Origin of the sequence: Deinococcus betulae (genome assembly GCF_020166395.1) — a bacterium.
In the GTDB taxonomy this organism is placed as follows: domain Bacteria; phylum Deinococcota; class Deinococci; order Deinococcales; family Deinococcaceae; genus Deinococcus; species Deinococcus betulae.
The window spans coordinates 19,946-39,982 of record NZ_JAIQXU010000038.1 but is presented as its reverse complement, the minus strand read 5'-3'; the positions used below and the strand labels follow the sequence as shown (position 1 = coordinate 39,982).

Here is a 20,037-nt window from a genome sequence, read left to right as displayed (position 1 = left end):
GCTCGGCGGTCAGAGCCGACAAGGGGCTGGGGACAGGCTCTGGCAAGGCCCGCTCGGCCAACCGCACCCCCGCCTCACGAGCAGACCGGCGCAGGCCCAGGGCCAAGAGCAGGGAAGGGAACCGGGGCAGAGAGAGGGTCACAGGTCCACCACCAGGGCATGGGCGTACAGCCGCTGCACCCGCTGGCTCAGGCGCCAGTAGGCCCGCGTGTGCGGCTGGGTCCGCGCGAGCAGGCGCTCGGCCGTGCGCAAGGCTTCTCTCGTGGCCTGAAGGGTGCGCGGCATCAGGACGCCGCCTCGGCCCGAATGGCCGCCATGATCGTCTTGATGGTGTCCCAAGGAACATCGATCTCGATATCAGTCTCCTCGCCTTCCTCGTCCACACCCCGCACCTGGAACCGGAACTCGCCCGCATAGGCGGCCCTGGTGTCCACCGTGGGGGTCAGTGCCGCTTCAAGGGCAGCGACGCGGGCCTGCAAGGTCTCGACTTCGGCCGCCGCCGCCCGCAAGCCCTCGGGGCTGAGTTCGTCGAACAGGCGATCTAAGAGGTTGCCGGCGGCCTCTTCCGCAGCGCCGCCCACCTCCCGGCTGCTTTCGGCTTCAGCAGCCATCCAGGCAGCGAAGAGCGAGAGGACTTCGGCGGCCGAAGTGGGTGGGGTGGTCAGGGTCATGCCGCTGCTCCCAGCTGCCACGTGTCCAGCGCCCCGTGCCACGCGCCCCTGGCCACCAGGAACCGGCTGTGTGCCCGCATGTACGTGTCCCAGGCCTCGTCCGTGTCCTGTCCGCTGTGGTGCGCGTCCAGGTACCCCAACCACGCCTGCGCCCGCGCGTCTGCGGCGGCGGTATAGGTGGCCTCGGCCTGTTCAGCAGCCACTTCCAGGGGGTCAGGGGTCGGGGCGGGTGTCGCGCCCAGGCCGTCCGAGGCCACTTGCAGGTCACGAGCAAACGCCTCGCGCATCTTCTTGTAGCTCTTGGCCACGGCCTTGATGTTCTTCGGCATCCGGCCTACGCGCAGAATCCCGTCCTCGCCCCGGTTGATCTCGATGCCCAGGCCGCGCAGGCGCACCACCACGTTGTGACCGGCGCGCAAGATGGCCTGATCGGTGGTGTCGGGTTTGACGTGGCGGCCGTCCACCCATAGCAGCGCGTCCGCGAGCGTGGCGAACTTCAGGACGCACTTGGGGCCGACTGGACCGATCACAGGCACGTCGTAGCCTTGGCCGGTGGTCAGTTCGATCCCGCAGCAGGCGCAGGCGACAGCAGCCACCTTCGGGAAGCGGCTGGGCGTCTTGACCGTGCGGGCGCGGGGGGCTTGAGCAGCAGGGGTGAGCTCGGGCATAGTGACTCCGGTTCCCCCACCTCGTGGATTGACTCTGGCTGAGCGATCGAGGTGGGGGATCGCCTTTTGGGCTTGAAGAAAGTGTATGCTATGCATACGCATGAGGTCAATAAGCATACACTCTCAATCCACCGCATTCCCGCCTTGGAACGGGCAGAATGAGGACGTGACACAGCCTGCCGAGTTCGACAAGGCGCTCGTGCACCTTCCCTGGCGTGAGGCCTGCGAGCGCTGGGTAAATCAGCCCGCGCGGTACGCGCTCGCCGCGTTAGGCAGCTTTGACAGCGCTGTGATCCAAAAGGCGTTAGACGGCCTGAATGGCTACTCTGACCCCTTGTCGAATGGCGCTCGGCTGATGTGCCAGGTGCAGTTAGGTCAATACGCTGTGGTAGAGAACGGTACGATCCCACAGGCAGAGACATTGGAAGAGGTAGAAGGCGCGCTCTACACGCTGCTGGCACAAAGTGTGGTTGCGACTGAAGCTGTTCAGCTTGAGCAAGCTACGTCCCGCCTGTATGCCGCCGGAGTCCTTGCTCGCCTTCTTGGAATGCGTCATAAGCAGCAGTGGATTGAGCTTGAGCGCCAACGCATGCTGATCCCTCAGGGGCTAGCAAACCCGGATGCGGTGAGGGCAGCCGTAGCCCTCGCACCTGCCAGTCAGGGCCGGCTTGCTTGGGCCCGAGATATTGAAGGCGGCGCCCTGCTGTCTCGCGGGGCTTACGCGGTGGCTGCTCTGACTGCATCCGGCGGCGTGCGTGCGCTTGGCTTAGCGCTAGGCGGCATTTTCTTGGCCGATATGGAGCCCGATGGGGGAAACTTCAGTCTCGCGCTCGCTATCAAGGCCCTCAAGGAGGGAGCAAACGTCAGCGAGCTAGTCGCCGAGCTGCAATGGCTTGGAGACTACCCCGACCTGCTGCGAAATCTAGAGCGACTGCGCGACGGTCAAGAAATTAATCTCACGCGCGTTCCTCGCCTGGCAGATCAGCAGATGATCTGGGCTTTGACGGCATGGGAAGCGCTGGCCCGAGGGGATAAACGCCAGTCACCAGCTGTCATTGTGGCAACTCTGAAAGAGAGCCTAGAGCGCCTGGACTCGCCTGATGTATTCGAGTTTGTGGCGCTCTACGCTCCAGCAACCGTGGCCGCATTATGCGTAAGTCCACTAGCTAATTCCCTCATTCCAGATAGTCCTCTGCTGCTCGGCGAACACTTGGCGTGGCATGGTGATCAGATCAAGTTGCCTGGCCGCACAGGTGGCGGCCAAGCCTTGCTGATGAATGACCTAGGCCAAGACTGGGAAGTCACTCGCGTGGAACGTCAGCGAATGCGGCGCGCCATTGAACGTCTCCAACTCCCGCGCCAAATGGTGTACGCCACCCAGGTGGCGCGGGCCCTTTACGTCTTGATTCCAGGGGGCGGATCTGCATGGTCAGAAGCACTACAACGCGTAACATTTCGCGTAGATTCACGGGCGGTCAGAAAAGAATTATCTGTCCAGTACGGCATTTCTCTTTTACGGCAAGCGTAACAAGCCTGTACTTCGCCCCCTTAAGGCTCCCACGATGCGGGGGTGAAGAAAATTCTGTTGGCCCTCGTGTTCGCCCTCGCACCCGTAGCACTGGCCGATGGAGGCGGCAACGGTGGCGGCGTTGTGAAGCCCTGCATGGGCTGTTAGATTCGGTTGGCATTCTCACTACCACAAAACGGTTGCGTCTCCTATGATGAGTTCATCGATAGGAGACGCATGCATGTTCAGGCTGACTTCACCTTTGCGTACAGATGAGTTTTCGTGTTTCGGCGCCTTGCAGCATGAACTTGAAATTGACGAAGAAGGCCTGTGGTATGCGGTTTTCCCAAGTGCCGCTGATCTATTGCTAGCTCAGACCGCCTTGGCTGCTCATAGATTCGGCCGCTCGCCGCTCGTCTTGGTTCAGCATGTCGATAGTAATCAGCCTGCCGAGCACGTCAGCTGACGCGGGCACGGCGTCCGGCCTTGTGGCGTAGTAACGGCCGGACAACCGAGCAACAATCACGCCCTGATCAGTAACAGTCCTGTCAATCCTGATTCGGTAACCAGCAGGTACGGAAATGTCGCCAGCCAACGGCTGATCGAGAGTAATCAGCGACAAGTTCGTATCTTCGTTGCCGTGGCCCATTGGCGGTGGCCGCAGCGTGCGCCACTTCTTGCGAATGTCCAACGGGATGTTGAGCAGCTCCCAGGCTTCGGTATCCGGCAGATTGAGCACCGTCAAGAGTTTATTGAGCGTCTCCTCCCGCATGCCCAGCAAGTTCTTGGCGCCGCTGACGAGTTGCTCAATGTGCACTCTTTGGATGGTGCTGTTACGTGCGACGGCTGCAACGCTGCCACCGTATGTGTTGATGAGCCAAAGCAGCATCTCGCGGCGTTCCTGGTCATTCGTGACTTTGTCATGCCGGATAGGCTGAGGCCTGACATGGATTGGGGTTTTCTGCCCATCTTTCGCAGTTTTCTGATCTTTGGTTTTATCTGCGGTAGGCATAAGGTCTCCGGTGGAAATAGCACCTGTAGGTGCGCACACCATTAGGGTAAGCGATAAGACCGCGATTTTGTATGCCGCACATACAAGATGTTTGCCATACATACAAAATGTTACGGCCTAGGAAAAGCGAAAAAGCCGCTCTAGCGCGCTTTTTGCTAAAAAATTTCCCGTTAACGCAGCAATAACGCCGTAACTGTTACGCCACGCCGTTCTCATAAGGGCATATTGCATCAGAGTGTATGCATCGCATACACTTAAGCGTATGCCGGAGCCGACGACAATCCTGAAGCGGCGCAAACTGTCCGGGGAGAAGTTGCGCCAAGCGCGACTCAATGCCGGATTCGACAACCTGAGTGAGTTCTGCGAACGCATACAGATGAATCGCAGCGCTTACATAGGCTGGGAGCAGGGCGCCGACCCTGTCCACTACGACTTCGTACTTATTCAGAACATCTTGACAGTGTGCAAGGTGAATTTTGAGGCCATCTCTGACCCTCTAACTGACGAGGAGATTCTGGAGCGCCACAAACGCCGCAACGGCAAAGCTACCGCCCTTCCCCACCCCGCGCAGGCGTCGGCATGAGCGGGGGACGTGACGTGCCGACAGGAGGAGAGATGGACGGGAAGCCAGAGGCCCAGGCCGTAGTGACGGTGGTGCACGAGAAGACACTCCTCGGCGGTGACAAGAAGGCCATCACGTTCACTGGCACTGTCGGGGCCGTGCGGCAAGCAGAAGCCCAGTACTTCTCTTCGCTCTCACCCCGCCCAACCCCTGAGCGCCCCAATCAAGTTGCCAAGGGGTTCGTGCAGGGCGCGGCTGTTCAGGCGGGGCCAGCAGCGAGCGCCCTGCCTGCGGCCTCCAGTTCCACGGCCACAGGAACCTTTAGTAGCCCCTGCATCAACTGGGACGTGCCCACCACCGCCGAAGAGGCGGAGTACATGGCGGTGTGCCTGGCGCTGTTCGGGATTACGACGTGGGAGGAACTTCGACCCCTGTTACTTGCGGCCGGTCGAACACCCACTGCGCCCGCCGTCCCGATCCGTCCATATGTACGTGGCCTGTTCCTGAAGCTTGCACCCGAACCGAGCCCTGTGGAGTCAGGACATGAAAGCTGAGGGTCAATGTGCCGGCAGGCGAAAAGCGCTCAGTCAGTGGGCCCAGATTGCTCACGCGACCGCTCCAGCTGTCGAGACTGTCCGGTGCAATCACGATTACTTCCTGTCCGCTCGGCAGCAGTGTGGCTTCAGGGAAGCTGTACACAACGCCATGAACCGTTACATCCACCTGCGTCAGCAGTGCTTGGCCAGGCCCCAGGTACAGCAGGCGCAGATCGGTGGTCATCCCGGTCTTGCCGGGCGGCAGGATGGTGTGAAACTCGGTCAGCAGCGCGACGCCATCCGCAGCGGCCAGCAGTGCTTTCTCCCTGAACTGGTTCGTCATACCCCAGCCTACCCCGCCCCTTCCCCCGCGCAGGCCCTCGCATGAGCGGGGCGCCAGAGCCAGTCCTGAGCCTGTGGGAGGCCTCGCGCCAGTACCGGGCCGCCGTCGAGCCCCTGCCCAGCCTGCTGAAGGCCGCCGAGCAAGCCGTCCGGGACGCCCGGGCGCGGGGCCACCAGAACGGGACTCACGGCATGCTGCGCGCCACACAAAAGACCGACGAGGCCGTGGTCACCCAGAAGGCGCTGATTGAGCGGGCCGCCCGTGCCCTGCGTGTGGCCGCTCTGGCCAGCGAGGACCAGGCCGTTGCCCCCACGCCGGCCCCGATCCCCGTGACGGATTACGTGGCGCAGGCCGCCGCGCTGGAGGCCCAGGGGGCAGCGTATCTGGCGGACATGAACAGCCAGCCCACCACGAAAGACGGCCCCTGGCGCGCGCTGCTGGAACTGGGTGAGGCCTACGGCGAGCAGGCCAAGACCCTGCGCCGCATCGCCTTCTGGACCACGGAACTGGAGCGCCGCCGCACGAGTCAGGCGGAGGCAGGTGCTGGAGTATGACGGCCGCTCAGACGTTCCCGATCAATGCCCGTGGGCAGTGCCCGTACTGCCTGGAACTGGTCAGGGAGTGCCACTGCGCTTGGTGCACGGTGTGCGGGCGCCATGACAGCCGCTGCCGGTGTGGCACCTGCCCGAGCTGCGGCGGTCCCGCTTCGGACTGCCTGTGCGGTGCACCTGTGTTCACGGTGACCGGCAAGCGCTTCGGGTACGGCTTCGAACTGATCGCCCCCACTGTGCCGGCCAAAGCCCTGCTGCTGGGCCGTGCGAAAGCCAAGCGGGGCCAGCCATGAGCCGTCCCCACCCCATCCCGCGCGTGACCCTGTGCGAGATTGCCGCCGAGTTCGGCCTGACCCCCTCTGCCGTTCACAAGAAGGCCGAGAGCCTGGGCCTCGTCCTGCGCCCGCAAGTGGTGCTGAACCGGCGCCACCAGACCGTCAGTGCCGAGGACGCGGAGCGCCTGCGCGCCGGCTACGCGGCGTTTGGGGACACGACCGGCTGGCTGACCGGCCAGGAGGCCGCGCGGCTCCTGGGCTGCTGCTGGGAGGTCTTCCTGCGCCGCCGCAAGCGGGGCGAGTACGTCATCGAGCGCCGCCGGGTGCCGGGCAGCCTGGGCGCCGCCTGGCGCTACCACCCCGGCCAGGTGGCCGCCTACGCCGCTGGGCGCCCCGTGGCCCTGGACCGCGCGCCTGCGGGCACCCTGAGCACCCCGCAGCTCACCGTCCGGCTGGGCGTCTCCAAGAACGCCCTGCACAACTGGCGCAAGGACGGCCTGAAGGCGGGGCAGACCAAGCGCGGGTACTGGTACTGGCGCGAGAGCGACGTGCTGGCTTACCTGACGGGGCCGCTGCGGGGCCTGAAGAACCCCGTGCATCAAGAGACCCGGTATCAGGCCCTGGCGCGGCTCAAGGCGCCCGAGCAGGTGGCGGCGTGAAGCAGCTACCAGTCGCGGTTGGCCGGCTTCTTCTTGTCCCGCGCGTATTGCACGTAGACCTCCGTGGGGGCCGTGCTGCTGTGTCCCAGGAAGTCCCGCGTGCCCAGCAGATCCAGGGTCTCTTCGTAGAGCCTAGTGCCCGCTGTGCGCCGCAGGCCGTGCACGGTGCGCCCCGCGTACTCGATGCCCGCCGCCTTGCACAGGCGCTGCATGGTCGTCTCCGCCCACTTCACGCTCGTGGCCCCCAGCAGGGCCGGGCCCCAACCGGGCGTCATGTCCAGCCAGCGGCGCAGCGCGGCCTCCGCGCGGCGACTGAGCGCGACCTCCCGCGTCTTGGCTCCCTTGCCCAGCACGAAGATCACAGGCGGCTGCTCGGCCAGGTGCAGGTGCGCGCGCTGCAGGCCCATGATCTCCCCTGCCCGCAGGCCGCAGTCCGCCCCCAGCAGGACCACCACGGCTTCCTCAGGGTTGGCGACGGCCACCAGGGCTTCAATCTGATCCTGGCTGTAGAGCTTGCCCTTCTTGTGGGCCGCGCGGCTGTCGGCCACGGGGCGCACGTCGCGGAAGGGATCGGCCTCGGTGGCGGTGCACCAGCGCAGCGCTTCGTACAGGGCCTTGCAGCTGGCCAGGTGCCAGCCCACAGTGCTTCGAACTCGCCCGTTGGCTTCGAGAAAGCGGATGTAGCTCAGGCCGGCGTCCGCATGGGGCCGCGTGATCATCACGCCTGCCTGCTCCGTCCAGGCCCAGTAGGCCTCGTAGGCCTGGCGGTACTTCTCCAGGGTGGCGGCGCTGACCTTGGGGCCTCGGCGGCCGTGCAACACCAGGTGCGCGAGGACCAGGGCCCAGAGACTGTCAAGGTCCCGGTCCTGAATGGCTCTCAGTGCCCGGCGCCGTCGTTCCTCGCTGGGCAGGCCGGCCGTCTGCTGGGCATTGGCCTGCAGGTTCATGCGGGCTTGCATCAGGGCGAGGGTCATGGGCCCACGGTAGCAGGGGGACCAGGACCGCCGGGCAGGGCGTAAAGGCGAGTGCCGAGAAGGTGCCTGGGTTACGTGTACTCCAGAAACGGACATTTCTCGACTCAATCTGATCGGCCAAGTTCGGTCCTTTCATCCTCCAGAGGTCCACCCCATGAAACCCACCTGGCTCCTCTTGTTCGCTCTCGGCCTCTTCCTCGGCACCCGCTTCGAACGCCGCCGCCTCGCCACCGCGAACGACCGCGAAGCCGACGCCCTGATCCGGGCCATGCCCCCCAGCTGGCGAACCCACTACCGACCTCAGCCCTTGCGCGCCTAACCCGTCCGCCGCCCCCTTCCCCGCCCTCTCGCCCCAGGAGCCACCCATGTCCAACGCTGAACCCCCCGTCACGCTGACCCACATCTCCCTCGGTGAACTCGAGCTCGGCGGTATCGGCTACGCCATCGACAGCCTGCTGGCCGAAGCCATGGACGACTGCGTGCACCGCCCCGGCGTCATCAAGGCCCGCACCGTCGTGATCAAGGTCGCCATCACCCCGCAACCCAGCAGCCTTGACCAGGGTGGCCGCCCTGGCCTGAGCAACGTGGACGTGAAGGTGGCCATGAACGTCAGCAAGCCCGCGCAGGCCAGCAGCGGCGAAGTCCTCATGGTGCGCCCTGGCGTTAACGCCAATGGCGAGCCCATCACTGAAGCCGTCTTTCCAATGACGCCGCTGCTGCGGCCCGGGAGCAACTGATGTCGAACGCCAATCTGGACGGGAATGCCATCGCCGAAGTCGAGCGCCTCACCCTGGAAGCCCATCAGGTGCTGGAAAGCAATGTCCGGCCCGGCAGCGCCTACCTGATCCGGGACAGCGACGGCGACGTGAAGGTCTTTCGCGTGCCTACCGACTACCGCAGCACCACCATGCTGGACCTGGCCAGCCTCAAGGTCATGGCCGACAACGAAGCACAGCTGGGCCACCTGGAAGGCCTCTTCATCAGCAACGATCAGATCGCCCTGGTGAGCGATGACGGTGACCACGACTGGACGTCCACCCTGAAGCTGCCCCAGCACCCCCTATTCGCGTACGCCGTGGCCTGGCAGAAACCCACAGCCTTTACCCAGAAGCAGCTCGTGCGCCTGCTGCGCACGGAACTGCGAGACCACATCGAGCCCACGCTGGCCGCCACCTTCGCCAACCTGAAGTTCAGTAACAGCAGTGAGGTGGACAGCCAGGTCCGGCCGATGAGCACGGGCCTGGACAGCCGTATTCGCCAGCGCGTGGCCCAGGACAACGATCAGGACGCCCCCGAGACGATCAAGCTGCGCGGCCCCGTCTACGACATCCCCGAAGCGCGGGGCGACGAGTACGAATTCACCGTCTATGTCGAATACGACCACGAGAAGGGTGCGTTCCTGCTGCAGACCGTGCACGGCGACCTGCGCGCGGCCCAGGAAGAAGCGGTCGCTGGCCTGGTGAAAGACCTGACCACGCACGCCGCGAGCCGGTACCGCGTGTTTTACGGCCTGCCGAAGTAAGCCCCGACGCCAAGGCCCCCGGCAAACCGGCTGGGGGCTGACTGAACTCAGGAGAGGACTGTGGACATCGTACCCATCACCACCCTGCGCGGCGAACCCCGGGCCAGTTCGAAAGACCTGGCGGCGGCCCTGGCGAATCAGCACAAGAACGTCATGAGCCTCTTGAGCGACTACCGCACCGAATTTGAGGCCCTGGGAATACTCGCGTTTCAAACGGAAGAAATCGCCGGACGCGGCCAGCCCGCCAAATACGCCCTCCTGAACGAAAACCAGTGCCACTTCCTCCTCACCCTCGTGCGCAACACCGACACCGTGGTCCGCCTGAAGCTGGGCCTAGTGCAGGCCTTCGCCCGCGCCCGCGAGCTGGCCGCGCAGCCCGTCCCCCCAGCCCTGCCCAGCGACCCGATTGAACTGCTGGCACTGAGTCTCCAAGGGCTTCAGCAGCACCGTCAGCAACTGGCGGCCATTGAGCAGCGCCTGGACACGGCGCCGATCCGGGTGGACAGCCAGAAGCGTGCCCGCGTGCATGCCGGGTGTCAGGCCTTCAGCAAGGTGCATCCCCGTGGGTACAGCGGGGCGTACCGGGCCTTCAAGGAAGCCTTCGGCTTTGCTGGGGCGCCACTGGCGGCGTATGACGACCTGCCGCAGCACCGTTTTGACGAGGCCCTGACCTGGCTGGAAGTCCAGACCCGCACCTTTAGCGCGCAGCGCCCCCTGCTGGACGAAGCGAGCGACTGATGACCGACCTTGCCTCCGTGGCCACACCGGAAGCCGCCCGCACCCTGTACGCCGAGCTGGCTGCCAAGTGTCAGGCCGGCACGGCCACGTTCAGCGAGCGCTGCCTGCTGGGGCTCCTCCAAGCCAGTCTGCGGGGCCGGCCGTGAAGCATGGAGATGTCGCCGCAGCAGCAGACCGAGTTCGCGCGCTTCGTGCGGCAGCGCTTGCCTCTAAAGGAAGGGCACCGCGAGCTGCATGTGTACGCCCTGACCGAGTTCAGCGCCCAGGTCCTGAAGCTGCCCGGGCTCCTGCACTGGCGCGGCCTGTCCGTCGAGCAGGCCCAGCAGGTCATGCAGGCCTGCAAACCCTGGCCAGTCATCCTCGGGCGGTCCTGACATGACCCCCGCCGCCGACACCTTGGAAACCCTGCTGGCAGCCGTGGTCTTGAACTGGTGGTGCTGGGAAGAGCATGAGCCCCAGACCCGCCCGCCGGTGCAGATGCTGCAGGCACTGTATGGCCGGCTGGCCACAGCCGCGCACGCCCAGCAGCCCCTCAGCCTGACGCCCACACAGGGCGTGGCACTGCTGCAGGTCCTGAACGCGGCCCAGCTGGCCGGTGCACCCCTGCTGGCGCTCCATGGCTTTCAGGGCAAACTGGCGCCTGCACGCATTGAGGGCGCCCGGCTAGCCCTGACGCCGCGCACCTGGGACCTCGCCGAGCTGCTGCGCGAAGTGGGGGCGGCGTGAACGTCATGGGCGCCACGGTTCGCGCTATGCTGAGTCCTGTCCCGGAGGTCACCGAGCAACAGACCAAAGGGAAACCCCCCGTGGGGGCCTGCCAGCCCGTAGTCCACAGAGGGTTCCGATCTCAGAATTTTTCCTGCAAGCAGGAGGCCTTCGCCTATCGCCATGTTACGCGCATGGCGGTGTCCGGTCAACGTACCGGACGGGGTCAACACACCCCAGGAGCGTCAGGAGTCCCTTCATGACCGGCGCCATCGTGACCAGCAGCGGCGATTTCCACCGCGGCTTCCATCAGACCCCCAACGTTCTCCGCGACAAATACATGCCCCTGATTGGCGGCGACGGGTACGGCTACCTCAACTATCTGCTGAGCTGGGCCAACGCAAATGCCACGTTATCTATCCGGCGAATGAAGCAGGACCTGAAGTGGAGCCAGGACAAACTGGAGCGCATTCAGAGCCTCGTGCTTGAACATTGCAGCCACTTCGTGAGCATCACTGTGGGGGACCGCGTGAAGGCCAATCAATGGCACCTGGACATGGAAAAGGTGTGGGCCGAGAACGCCCTGCACATGGCCCAGTCGTATGCCGAACGGATGGCCGCGAAAGGTGTACCGGAAATCGGTGCACCCCCCCAGAAGCCCCGCAAGGGTGTACCGAAAACCGGTACAGGGGGTGTACCGGAAGTCGGTGCACGAGGTGTACCGGAAATCGGTACGTATAAAGACAATGATTTAAATACACCTGAAAAAAGAGGAGGAGTAAGCAGCTTGGAAGGTGACGAGCAGCCTGGCCAGCCCGAACACTCCTCCTCAGGAAACGCTGCGCTTCAAACCCATGAAGCTGGGCCACTACCGAGCGAGCCGCTGACCTCCTCTCCGCCTGACGGCGGGGCCGCTCACACGGCCGAGCAGGGCGACTTGATTCAGCCACAGATTCAAGATCAGCCACCAGCAGGCGAAGCGAGTCAAGCCACGAACACTGAACATGTTCCGGGCGGCGGCGCGGCGGCCGGCGGGCTGACGGTGGACACCCTGCGGCCCCTCAGCCGGGGCGTCCTTGCCGAGCGGCCCGTGGCCCTGCCCGACAGCGCGACCTACCGGGGCCTGAAGGCGCTGGTGGGCAACAGCCTGGGCACGCTGCTGAAGGAATCGACCCGGACGGGCAGCCTGCCCCGGGCGCTGTGGTTGCAGCTGGATCCGGTTGAGGTGGATCTGGTGCGGGCGACGGCGCAGCGGGAGGCGAAGGTCACGCAGGGGAACATGATCACGCTGGCGGTGCGGGGCCTGGACCGCCTGATCGGCGCGGTGAAGGCCAGCAGCGCGGCGCAGGGCGTGGCCGTCTCAGCGCGCGCGGTCGTCACGCCGAACGGGGCCAGTCTGGACGCGGCTAAGCCGCTCGAGCAGGTGGCCGACGTGGTGCCGACCGACCGGTATGCGCCGGGGGCCCAGTGGCAGCCCGTTGCGGGCGGTGCGGTGCAAACGCTGACCCACACGAGTAGCAGCAAGACACGCACTGGGGCCATCACCCTGTATCACCTGAGCGGCGGGCTGGCCCTGAAATCCTTCGAATTGATGCGTGACTTCGATCACGTGGGAGTCTGATGTCCCGCAAGAGCCCGCCAGTGCCGAAGTACATCGACACCCACCCAGCAGACCTGGCGACGGCGGACGCGCTGGCCGCCGAGGGCCTGAAGCCCATAGGCGAGGTGGCCGCCCTGCTGACGATCAGAACCGCGACCAGTGAGCGCACCACCGGCCTGTTCTGGCGCTCGGAAACGAGGCCCGCATGACGGCCGCCGCGCAGGGCCCGCACTTCGGCACTCTCGACGCCCTGATGGACTGGCTGGATGCGAACGGGTGGGGCTGGAAGATCAGCCGCAGCCCGGAGGAAGTGACCTACCGGGCGCGGGTGGGCAAGCCAGACGAGCTGGGCGGGAGTGAAGAAGTGCGGGGCGTGACCCGGCTGGCAGCGCTCGCCGAGGCGTACCGGACCGCGGAGAAGAAACGCAAGAGCCGCGCCCGGGCCCGCCGGTTCAGGAGCCAGCCGTGAGGACTACCGGGTTCGCCGCTTGGGCACCAGGCCTTCCAGCTCCCCATGCCAGGCCTGGCGCACTGCTGGATGGCGCAGCGCCCGCACCAGGGCTTCCAGGCCAGCTTCGGTTGTCACCTTCCGCAGGCCCAGCTCGTCTTCAGCCTCGGATTTCCGGCGCGAGAACTCCCGGAAAATGCCGTCCGGCACCCGGGCGCCCAGGGTCCGCAGGTCCTCGGCAACCGGCGGCGGGGGAATGTCCACCGGCCGTTCCGGGGCGGGCAGGACTTGCTGAGGCACTTCTTCCTTCACGTCCAGGGCCGCACCCTGCGCCAGCGCATCGAACTTGCTGCGGGTCACTGGCCCAGCTCCAGCAGTTCTTGCGTGACGGCCCGGTAATCTTCCCAAGCCATCTTGCCGGCCGTATTGCGGACCTGATGCACGAGGACGCTCTGGCCGCTGGCGTGGCGGAAGGCGACCGTATCGCGGATGGTGCGACTCAAGACGCGCAGGCCGGCGCCGGTGAGGGCCTCGCGGGCGTCCTGGGTGGCGGTGCCCACGCGGGTGTCCATCGTCAGCAGCACGCACACGCGGTCGCGGCTCACGCCCGCCCGGTCCAGGACCTGCACGGTCTGAATCAGGCCGCTGACCGCTTGGGCTTCGGGGACAGCGGGCAGCAGCAGGACGGTGCTGTGCTTGCCGAGGGTGCTGATGTCCTGCTCGCTGGGGTCAGCCTGCGAGTCGATGACCGCTGCGTCGTATTCGGCCACGGCCATCAGGCCGCCGATGCCGTCCACGGTGAAGGGCATGTGGCCACCAGCGGCCCAGGTGGTGGCGTAATTGCGGGCGTCGCCGTCGATCAGGAGGGTGCGGCGGTCGCCAAAAGCCAGGTGGGCGGCCACGTGGATCGCGGTGGTCGTCTTGCCCACGCCGCCTTTGCGCCCGACGACGCTCACTTTGAAGGTCATAGCGCCACTTTTAGCATTCACGACATGTGGTGGGTACCACTTTGCCACATGTAGCAAAACCGACAAGTGGCAAGAGGGAGCGTGGAGAGGATGGGGGAGCGAGGTGGCCTCAGTACACGATTGGCGCAAAATTGTACGCTAAGAAAAAAACGTCGTCCTGTACAGTATTTTCCTCAGCAGAAGACGCGAGCATGCCGATGCAGTCGGTCTTGAGCCCCTGTCCCAATTCAGCTCTACTTCTTTTGGGACAGATTCCAGGCCTGATGGAATCGACGTTTTTCACCTCTCAATTTCAGAGGCTTCAATTGGGACAGGCAAGACGAGGGCTTAGCGTACAAAAATTTACCAATCGTGTAGTCAGGCCGAGGTGCCTGTGCTGGGCAGATCCCACATGTAGCGAAGTGGCGAACTCGACAACGCCACATGTGGCAGATGAGTCAAACCGATTTTGCCACATGTGGCATTTGCGACAAGGGGGAAACGCGACATGTGCGTGAATGAGATTCCGCAGCATTACCGCCCAGCCAGCGCTGGTCAGGCCAGCCGCCTGATCGCCCTGCAGGCGGCCCTGAACGAACAGAATCAGCACGACCCGACGCCCGAGCTGACGGCCACTATTGAGCAGCACCGGGCCTGGTTAGAGGCGAGCGGCATCCCCCGCGAGGACCAGCCGTGACCCGCCTGCCGATGGCGGAGGTGGTGGCGGCCCTGCGCGTGCACCCGGACGGCGTGACGTCCAGCATCCTGAGTGCGGACCTGCGGGTGCCGCCGGCCACGGCGCGGCGTGCGCTCAAGGGCCTGACGGCCACGGGCGGGGCGGTGCTGCTGATCGACGGTCAGTACCGGCCACTGAGCCTAGCGGAGGAGCAGCAGGCCATCCTGACGTTCCTCTCGGCCCGCCCGGATCTGGAGTACGCCGATCAGGGGATGGTGGACGCGCTGCCGCACCTGCACCTGGGGCTGGCCGAGTGCGCCGCGCACCTTGACGCTCTGGTGGCCGCTGGCCAGGCGGAGCTGAGCACGGATACTGAGGGGCTGTACCGCCGGTACTACGGGGTGGCGCGGTGAGGTACGGGACGTTCAGCACCGTGGCCGACGCGGAAGCCTACCTGGCCAAGCTGCAGGACCCGACCATCCGCGCCCGCACCCGCACGACGCTCGGCCTGCCCGAGCTGCCCCTGAGCCTCACGGACACCTACCTGCCGGCCAGCGCGTTAAACGGGTACGCCACCGAAGCCCTCTTCCAGGCTGACGTGGTGGCCGAGCTGCGGGCGTTCGGCTGGCGGGTGCAGGAAACCTTGAAGGGCAGCGACCGGGGCGGGGCGGTCTGGTATACCCCTGGCTTCCCGGACCTTCAGGCGTATCGGGCGCATCGCCTCCACTTCTTCCTGGAACTCAAGCAGCCAGGGAAGCGTCCAACCCAAACCCAACTGGAATGTCATGCGGGCCTGCGGGCGGCAGGGTACCGGGTGACGGTCGCGTACACGCTGGCGCAGGCCTTGAAGGCCGCGCAGGAGGAACTATGCCCGTCCGACTCGTGAACGTCCCTGGCCAGCTGAGCCTGACCGGGGAATTTGAGAGCACGCTGACGCTGCGGCCAACGGGGGAAGGTGGGGTGGACCTGTTGACGCATGGCATCCTCGGCGACCGCTTCGAGCATCTGGCGCCGCACACGCTGGACGCCCTGCGGGACTGGCTGTGTGAATGGCGGGGCCTGCCGGCCGGGGGAGGGGAGAGGTGAAGCGCTGGCTGGCACAGGTTCTGGCTTGGCTCGGGTTGTGTGCTGCGGACGCCTGGGCTGCGGACGCCTGCCCGGTGTGCGGGGGCCTGTGCGTGTTGCCGCCGATGTCAGGCGTAGGGGAGCTCAGCCCGTGTCCGTGGCCGCCCTGTCCAGCCTGCCGGGGGACGGGGAAGGCGGTCCGGGGTGAGTAAGCCGGCCCTCACCCCCGAGGAGGAAGCGCTGCTGTGGGCGGTGGGCGCGACGCACCACTATCCCCACACCGCAGGGGCCCTGTGGGTGCGCTACCGCCTGCACCTGACGGCCGCTGAGTACTTGCGCCTGTGCCGGGCCATCGTGGTGGCGCTGCCCCGCCTGGCGATGGATGCGGCGACGGGGCCGGGCCGCCGCGTGCGGCTGACCTATCCGGTGCTGGGCCGGTGGACCGAGCTGATCTATGACCTGGACCGGGAACTGATCATCACGGCACTGACGCCGAAGGCCATGCCGCTCAAAGGCCGGGTGCGCCGGAAGATCGAGCACGCCCAGCGCCGCGCGCACCCAAGGGGTGGCAGCCGCCCCCCAAAGGACCTCCTATGACCTTGATGCAGATCCCCTGTCCGCACGCCTCCTGCGGCGTGACCCTCAGCGTGCACGCCTGCACCCCGAACGGTGAGCGGGCCCGGTGTGGCGTTTGCCGGGGCCGGGTGGCCTTTGAGGGCGGCGCGCTGCGGGCGATCAGCGTGCTGGATGAGGTGTATGCCGCCTGTGAAGCGTTCAGGCAGGCCGTAGCCCACAGCTACAAGACGTTCATCGCCTCACTTCGCCGGGCGCTGTGCCCACGTTCCCCGGCCCCCGAGCGCGCCGCTCGGCCGCAACCGCGCACCCTGCACCTGGCCCTGAGCATGCCGGCCCGTCTGGCTCTGCGCGCCCTGGACCGCCGTCCCCTTCGTTCCCCGGCCACGCGCCGCCGCTGAGGTTCTATGCCGAGACCAGTTCCGACTCACGCCGCCCGCGCCGCTCGAATTTTCCTGCGGGGCACCTCGCACACGTCTCCCCATGCCGCGATCCAGGCCGGCGCCCGAACAGAGGAAGAATGGACCGCCCTGCTGGAAGGTCAGCACGCTCGGTTCTGGGCGGAGAACGGTCGCCGGGCTCGCCGGGCGGTCCGGGCCCGCCACCCCATGCGGCAGGATGAGGCTTGAAGGGGGATCGGTCCCGTTTGAGTCAAAGTGACTCAACGCCGGATAAGGAAGCGCGCCGCCGCCGGGTGAGCCCCGAGGACCTGGCAGCACTCCAGCGTCGGGCTGCGGCTTGGGCCCAGGTGGGGGGCGGCGGCCGGGCTGGCGTTCAGGCCAGAGCCCGGGCGGCCTACGCCCTCTATCTCGACTTTCTGAGGCACAACGTGGGTGGTGATTTTCCCCGCTGGCTGTCCACGCATTCTGGTGCGCCTCAGAAGACCTGCTGGCGAGCCTTGAAGGCGGGACGCGCCCTGGCCGCTGGGAGTAAGGCCAACCGGAATCAGAGTGGCTTGCTCGCCGAGCAGCGAGAACGTGAGCAGACGCCGGTGGCCAACCCCATCAACTGGGATGAGGAGTAAAGCGCTCCGCCTGGCATCACCCACCCGCCGCGCCCGTCCAGCGCGGCTTTTTTGCGTCACGCACACCCGCAGGATAGGTGCATGAAGCGCAAGGCGCGAAAGGCGCAGCCCAAGGGGCGCGCGGCCAGTACCCCGGGCCGGAAGCCCGAGCAGTTGACCACTCTCGAAGAGCTGTTCGCTGTTGAGTACGTGATCGACTGGAACGGTAGCGCCGCCGTGCGCCGGGCAGGGTACAAGGTCAAGACGGACGTGGCAGCCGGGGTGTACGCCAATCGCCTGTTAAAAAAAGATAAGGTTCTGGCCCGGATTGAGAGGGCCAAGAAAGAAGTCCTTGAGCGGGCCGGCGTCCGGGCTGAAGCCATCTTGCTGGAACTGGCCAAGATCGGCTTCAGCAGCCAGCGGCACCTGCTGACAGCTGATGCCGAGGGCAACATTCACCTGCGCCCAGGCCAGGACATTCCCGATGCCGCCTGGGACGCGGTCAAGAGCATCACCGCCATTGACAATGAAAGTGAGTCTGAGAGTGAAAGTCCGAACGGCGCCACCCGCCACAGCCGCTCGCGCCAGCGCACGGTCAGCGTCGTCATGCACGATAAGCGCGCCGCCCTGGTGGACCTGGGCCGCTACGCCGGCATCTTCGGCCCGGAAAAGGTGCAGGTCACAACCCCCGAAGGCCAGCCCATTCAAGTGGAGAACGTCAACGCCATTCCTGAGGCCGACCGCGCCGAACGGGTGGCTGCCCTGCTGGCTGCGGCTGCTGCCCGGAAGGCCAATGTCCCTTCCTGACCTGTCGGCCCTGACCCCGAATGAGCTGCGCCTGGTGGACATGCTCAGCGATCCGAACTGCATCTGGGCGCCGCAGCCCGGTCCCCAGTTGGAGGCGTATTTCAGCGAAGCCGACGTGCTGTTCTATGGTGGCGCGGCTGGCGGTGGGAAAACGGATTTAGCGCTGGGCCTCGCCCTGACCGCTCACCAGCGAGCCGTGATCTTCCGCCGCGTCTACCCCGAACTCAAGGGCATCATCGAGCGCCTGAAAGCCCTCACCCACAAGATGGGCAAGTACAACGCCTCCGAGCACGTCTGGCGCGGCGCCGTGGGCCGCAAGCGCCGAGTGATCGAATTGGAGAGCATTCAGCACGAGGATGACAAGAAGAATCAGCAGGGCCGGGACCGTGACCTGCACATCTTTGACGAGGTGCCGAACTTCAGCGAGAGTCAGGTGCGCTTCGTGATCGGCTGGAACCGCACGGCCGATCCCGGCCAGCGCACGCGCGTGGTGCTGACGGGCAACCCGCCCACCGACCCGGAAGGCGAGTGGGTGATCAAGATGTTCGCCCCCTGGCTGGTGGCCGAGTACCGCGTGACCCTGACCGACCCACTGACTGAGGACGTGGTGCTGGGCGAGGATGGCCAGCCGGTGGAATTTGGCCCGGCGGCGCACGGGGAGCTGCGCTGGTTTGTGGTGGACGCGCAGGGCAAGGACCAGGCGGTCAAGGACGGCACGCCGTGCTTCGTGAAGGGGGTCGTCAATCAGAAGACGGGCGACCTGGAACTGGTCACGCCGAAGTCGCGCAGCTTCATTCCCGCGCGCGTGACCGACAACGAGTTCTACATGCGCACGGGGTACATGGCGACGCTGCAGGCCTTGCCCGAGCCGCTGCGTTCGCAGATGCTGGAGGGGAAATTCGACCTGAAGGCGGATGATCACCCCTGGCAGGTCATCCCGACCGCGTGGGTGGAACAGGCCCAGGCCCGCTGGACCGAGCAGCGCCCGAATGTGCCGCAGAGTGCCCTGGGCGTGGACGTGGCGCGCGGGGGCAAGGACCGTACGGTGATTCAGCCGCGCTACGGCACCTGGTTTGCCCCACCGCTGATCTATCCAGGGGCCGTGACCCGCGACGGCCGCAGCGTGGCCGCCCTGGTGGTCAATGCCCGTGAGGATCAGGCGCACATCTTCATCGACGCGACGGGGGTGGGCACCAGTGCCTATGACAGCCTGAATGCGCTGGAAGTGCCGGTGACGCCGGTCATCAACAGCAACCCGACCGACGAGCGCGACATGAGCGGGGCGCTGACGTTTGCGAACCTGCGCGCCCTGAGCTACTGGCGGATGCGTGAGGCCCTGGACCCGGAGAAGGGTGAAGGCCTGGCCCTGCCGCCTGATCCGACGTTGAAAGCGGACCTGTGCGCGGCCCGCTGGAAGCTGGGCGTGCGTGGGATTCAAGTCGAATTGAAGGAAGACATCATCAAACGCATCGGCCGTTCGCCGGACGTGGGGGACGCCGTGGTCATGGCCAAACTGGAGCTGCAAGAACCGCCGGAGTATGTGGTGCCGCAAAGCTACTCGATGGGGTTTGGGCAGAGCTGAGCGTGTCACGCCCGGGCGAACCATGCGGGGGTGAAAGATATTGAAGCTCAGCCGAAGGTGGCCACCCGCGCGAAGTTCACCGTGACCAGCGTGAACCCTGACCAGGGCACGGTGAACTTCCACCCGGTCTACAGCGATGATCCGACCAGCGAGAACGGGAAGTTCTTCGCGGCCACGCCAAATGGGGAGATCACGCTGCGGCTCGTGCGTGATGGTGTGCTGGCCAACTTTAAGCCCGGCGAAGAGTTCTACGTGGACTTCACGCCGGTGCAGCAACCTGCTAGTACAGGCCAAGCCACCGCCGCCGTCACGCCGACCGTGGGTCGTGACGTGCACTACGTCAGCTATGGCACACCCAAGGGCGAGTACACACCCGCCCACCGTGCGGCGAAGATCACGGATGTGCGCGAGTCCGACCAGTTCGGCTTTGAAGTGCGCGCCTGCGTAATGAATCCCGAGGGCCTGTTCTTCACGGGCTGGACGCACTTTGACGAGAGCGGTACGCAGGGCGGCACGGTGCACTGGCCGGAGCGCGTGTGATGGGCGATCCCCTGAATCCGAGCGGGCCCGTGTCTTTCGGGCCGCAGGCCAAGCAGAGAGACACGGCCCCGAA

General features: G+C 65.7%; 33 protein-coding genes. 25 read left to right on the top strand and 8 right to left on the bottom strand.

Translation table 11 applies throughout. From position 1 onward, the window contains the following. Positions 1 to 138: 138 nt before the first annotated feature. From K7W42_RS20515 to K7W42_RS20505, 3 genes are read right to left on the bottom strand one after another with little or no spacing between them, the layout of a single operon-like run. Positions 139 to 285 (bottom strand): hypothetical protein, encoded by a 147-nt coding sequence (locus K7W42_RS20515; protein ID WP_224576692.1) that lies wholly within the window; start codon positions 283 to 285, stop codon positions 139 to 141. Further along, positions 285 to 671: a hypothetical protein gene (locus tag K7W42_RS20510; RefSeq protein WP_224577059.1), complete on the bottom strand. Its 387-nt coding sequence runs from the start codon at positions 669 to 671 to the stop codon at positions 285 to 287. The genes K7W42_RS20515 and K7W42_RS20510 overlap by 1 nt, the downstream gene beginning before the upstream one ends. Continuing rightward, positions 668 to 1,339: a hypothetical protein gene (locus tag K7W42_RS20505; RefSeq protein WP_224577058.1), complete on the bottom strand. Its 672-nt coding sequence runs from the start codon at positions 1,337 to 1,339 to the stop codon at positions 668 to 670. The genes K7W42_RS20510 and K7W42_RS20505 overlap by 4 nt, the downstream gene beginning before the upstream one ends. A 166-nt stretch (positions 1,340 to 1,505) precedes the next feature. On the opposite strand from K7W42_RS20505, the gene K7W42_RS20500 reads away from it, so the two are divergent. Next, entirely contained in the window at positions 1,506 to 2,867 is a 1,362-nt protein-coding gene (locus tag K7W42_RS20500; RefSeq protein WP_224577057.1) for a hypothetical protein, read from the top strand. 346 nt (positions 2,868 to 3,213) lie between these two features. Here the strand turns inward: K7W42_RS20500 and K7W42_RS20495 are convergent, their stop codons facing one another. Next, positions 3,214 to 3,858, bottom strand: coding sequence for a hypothetical protein (locus K7W42_RS20495; RefSeq protein WP_224577056.1), 645 nt, complete (start codon positions 3,856 to 3,858; stop codon positions 3,214 to 3,216). A 262-nt stretch (positions 3,859 to 4,120) separates the two neighbouring features. On the opposite strand from K7W42_RS20495, the gene K7W42_RS20490 reads away from it, so the two are divergent. Continuing rightward, positions 4,121 to 4,441, top strand: a complete 321-nt coding sequence (locus K7W42_RS20490; RefSeq protein ID WP_224577055.1) for a helix-turn-helix domain-containing protein — start codon at positions 4,121 to 4,123, stop codon at positions 4,439 to 4,441. Between the two features lie 384 nt (positions 4,442 to 4,825). Here K7W42_RS20490 and K7W42_RS20485 read toward each other — a convergent pair whose 3' ends face one another. Then, on the bottom strand, positions 4,826 to 5,299 hold the full coding sequence (locus K7W42_RS20485) for a hypothetical protein (RefSeq protein WP_224577053.1): 474 nt from the start codon (positions 5,297 to 5,299) through the stop codon (positions 4,826 to 4,828). Between the two features lie 41 nt (positions 5,300 to 5,340). Between K7W42_RS20485 and K7W42_RS20480 the strand changes: the two genes are divergently transcribed. Together K7W42_RS20480 and K7W42_RS20475 are read left to right on the top strand one after the other, a co-directional pair. Continuing rightward, positions 5,341 to 5,853 (top strand): hypothetical protein, encoded by a 513-nt coding sequence (locus K7W42_RS20480; protein WP_224577051.1) that lies wholly within the window; start codon positions 5,341 to 5,343, stop codon positions 5,851 to 5,853. A 286-nt stretch (positions 5,854 to 6,139) separates the two neighbouring features. Then, a complete protein-coding gene (locus K7W42_RS20475; RefSeq protein WP_224577049.1) occupies positions 6,140 to 6,784 on the top strand; it encodes a helix-turn-helix domain-containing protein in 645 nt (214 codons plus the stop codon). A 5-nt stretch (positions 6,785 to 6,789) separates the two neighbouring features. On the opposite strand, the gene K7W42_RS20470 is transcribed toward K7W42_RS20475, so the two are convergent. Continuing rightward, entirely contained in the window at positions 6,790 to 7,758 is a 969-nt protein-coding gene (locus K7W42_RS20470; protein WP_224577047.1) for a tyrosine-type recombinase/integrase, read from the bottom strand. 154 nt (positions 7,759 to 7,912) lie between these two features. Between K7W42_RS20470 and K7W42_RS20465 the strand changes: the two genes are divergently transcribed. From K7W42_RS20465 to K7W42_RS20420, 10 genes are all read left to right on the top strand, one after another. Further along, positions 7,913 to 8,077: a hypothetical protein gene (locus K7W42_RS20465; RefSeq protein ID WP_224577046.1), complete on the top strand. Its 165-nt coding sequence runs from the start codon at positions 7,913 to 7,915 to the stop codon at positions 8,075 to 8,077. A gap of 46 nt (positions 8,078 to 8,123) precedes the next feature. Next, entirely contained in the window at positions 8,124 to 8,495 is a 372-nt protein-coding gene (locus tag K7W42_RS20460; protein ID WP_224577044.1) for a hypothetical protein, read from the top strand. After that, positions 8,495 to 9,280, top strand: coding sequence for a hypothetical protein (locus tag K7W42_RS20455; RefSeq protein WP_224577042.1), 786 nt, complete (start codon positions 8,495 to 8,497; stop codon positions 9,278 to 9,280). Before K7W42_RS20460 ends, K7W42_RS20455 begins: the two co-directional genes overlap by 1 nt. A 60-nt stretch (positions 9,281 to 9,340) precedes the next feature. Next, positions 9,341 to 10,018 (top strand): Rha family transcriptional regulator, encoded by a 678-nt coding sequence (locus K7W42_RS20450; protein ID WP_224577040.1) that lies wholly within the window; start codon positions 9,341 to 9,343, stop codon positions 10,016 to 10,018. Next, a complete protein-coding gene (locus K7W42_RS20445) occupies positions 10,018 to 10,164 on the top strand; it encodes a hypothetical protein (protein WP_224577038.1) in 147 nt (48 codons plus the stop codon). Before K7W42_RS20450 ends, K7W42_RS20445 begins: the two co-directional genes overlap by 1 nt. 9 nt (positions 10,165 to 10,173) lie before the next feature. Beyond that, entirely contained in the window at positions 10,174 to 10,392 is a 219-nt protein-coding gene (locus K7W42_RS20440; protein WP_224577036.1) for a hypothetical protein, read from the top strand. Position 10,393: 1 nt separating this feature from the next. Continuing rightward, a complete protein-coding gene (locus tag K7W42_RS20435; protein WP_224577034.1) occupies positions 10,394 to 10,744 on the top strand; it encodes a hypothetical protein in 351 nt (116 codons plus the stop codon). Between the two features lie 238 nt (positions 10,745 to 10,982). Further along, complete coding sequence (locus K7W42_RS20430; protein WP_224577032.1) at positions 10,983 to 12,344, top strand: ICP22 family protein; 1,362 nt, start codon at positions 10,983 to 10,985, stop codon at positions 12,342 to 12,344. After that, positions 12,344 to 12,532, top strand: coding sequence for a hypothetical protein (locus tag K7W42_RS20425; protein WP_224577030.1), 189 nt, complete (start codon positions 12,344 to 12,346; stop codon positions 12,530 to 12,532). The genes K7W42_RS20430 and K7W42_RS20425 overlap by 1 nt, the downstream gene beginning before the upstream one ends. After that, positions 12,529 to 12,792, top strand: coding sequence for a hypothetical protein (locus K7W42_RS20420; protein WP_224577028.1), 264 nt, complete (start codon positions 12,529 to 12,531; stop codon positions 12,790 to 12,792). The genes K7W42_RS20425 and K7W42_RS20420 overlap by 4 nt, the downstream gene beginning before the upstream one ends. 3 nt (positions 12,793 to 12,795) lie before the next feature. Here K7W42_RS20420 and K7W42_RS20415 read toward each other — a convergent pair whose 3' ends face one another. Then, positions 12,796 to 13,131, bottom strand: a complete 336-nt coding sequence (locus K7W42_RS20415; RefSeq protein ID WP_224577026.1) for a hypothetical protein — start codon at positions 13,129 to 13,131, stop codon at positions 12,796 to 12,798. Next, positions 13,128 to 13,739: a nucleotide-binding protein gene (locus K7W42_RS20410; RefSeq protein WP_224577025.1), complete on the bottom strand. Its 612-nt coding sequence runs from the start codon at positions 13,737 to 13,739 to the stop codon at positions 13,128 to 13,130. Before K7W42_RS20410 ends, K7W42_RS20415 begins: the two co-directional genes overlap by 4 nt. Before the next feature lie 487 nt (positions 13,740 to 14,226). On the opposite strand from K7W42_RS20410, the gene K7W42_RS20405 reads away from it, so the two are divergent. From K7W42_RS20405 to K7W42_RS20355, 11 genes are all read left to right on the top strand, one after another. Further along, positions 14,227 to 14,415 (top strand): hypothetical protein, encoded by a 189-nt coding sequence (locus K7W42_RS20405; RefSeq protein ID WP_224577024.1) that lies wholly within the window; start codon positions 14,227 to 14,229, stop codon positions 14,413 to 14,415. Beyond that, a complete protein-coding gene (locus K7W42_RS20400; protein ID WP_224577023.1) occupies positions 14,412 to 14,807 on the top strand; it encodes a hypothetical protein in 396 nt (131 codons plus the stop codon). The genes K7W42_RS20405 and K7W42_RS20400 overlap by 4 nt, the downstream gene beginning before the upstream one ends. Further along, complete coding sequence (locus tag K7W42_RS20395) at positions 14,804 to 15,280, top strand: VRR-NUC domain-containing protein (RefSeq protein ID WP_224577022.1); 477 nt, start codon at positions 14,804 to 14,806, stop codon at positions 15,278 to 15,280. Before K7W42_RS20400 ends, K7W42_RS20395 begins: the two co-directional genes overlap by 4 nt. After that, entirely contained in the window at positions 15,262 to 15,480 is a 219-nt protein-coding gene (locus K7W42_RS20390; protein ID WP_224577021.1) for a hypothetical protein, read from the top strand. Before K7W42_RS20395 ends, K7W42_RS20390 begins: the two co-directional genes overlap by 19 nt. A 183-nt stretch (positions 15,481 to 15,663) precedes the next feature. After that, positions 15,664 to 16,056, top strand: coding sequence for a hypothetical protein (locus K7W42_RS20385; RefSeq protein WP_224577020.1), 393 nt, complete (start codon positions 15,664 to 15,666; stop codon positions 16,054 to 16,056). Continuing rightward, on the top strand, positions 16,053 to 16,433 hold the full coding sequence (locus tag K7W42_RS20380) for a hypothetical protein (RefSeq protein ID WP_224577019.1): 381 nt from the start codon (positions 16,053 to 16,055) through the stop codon (positions 16,431 to 16,433). The genes K7W42_RS20385 and K7W42_RS20380 overlap by 4 nt, the downstream gene beginning before the upstream one ends. 6 nt (positions 16,434 to 16,439) lie before the next feature. Then, a complete protein-coding gene (locus K7W42_RS20375) occupies positions 16,440 to 16,661 on the top strand; it encodes a hypothetical protein (RefSeq protein ID WP_224577018.1) in 222 nt (73 codons plus the stop codon). A gap of 17 nt (positions 16,662 to 16,678) precedes the next feature. Then, the gene (locus tag K7W42_RS20370) at positions 16,679 to 17,056 is read left to right on the top strand and encodes a hypothetical protein (RefSeq protein WP_224577016.1); all 378 of its coding nucleotides are present in this window, start codon (positions 16,679 to 16,681) and stop codon (positions 17,054 to 17,056) included. A gap of 81 nt (positions 17,057 to 17,137) precedes the next feature. Then, entirely contained in the window at positions 17,138 to 17,842 is a 705-nt protein-coding gene (locus K7W42_RS20365) for a terminase small subunit (RefSeq protein WP_224577013.1), read from the top strand. Next, complete coding sequence (locus K7W42_RS20360; RefSeq protein ID WP_224577011.1) at positions 17,829 to 19,424, top strand: YlaK family protein; 1,596 nt, start codon at positions 17,829 to 17,831, stop codon at positions 19,422 to 19,424. Before K7W42_RS20365 ends, K7W42_RS20360 begins: the two co-directional genes overlap by 14 nt. Positions 19,425 to 19,454: 30 nt before the next feature. Then, entirely contained in the window at positions 19,455 to 19,964 is a 510-nt protein-coding gene (locus tag K7W42_RS20355) for a hypothetical protein (protein WP_224577009.1), read from the top strand. Positions 19,965 to 20,037: the final 73 nt, after the last annotated feature.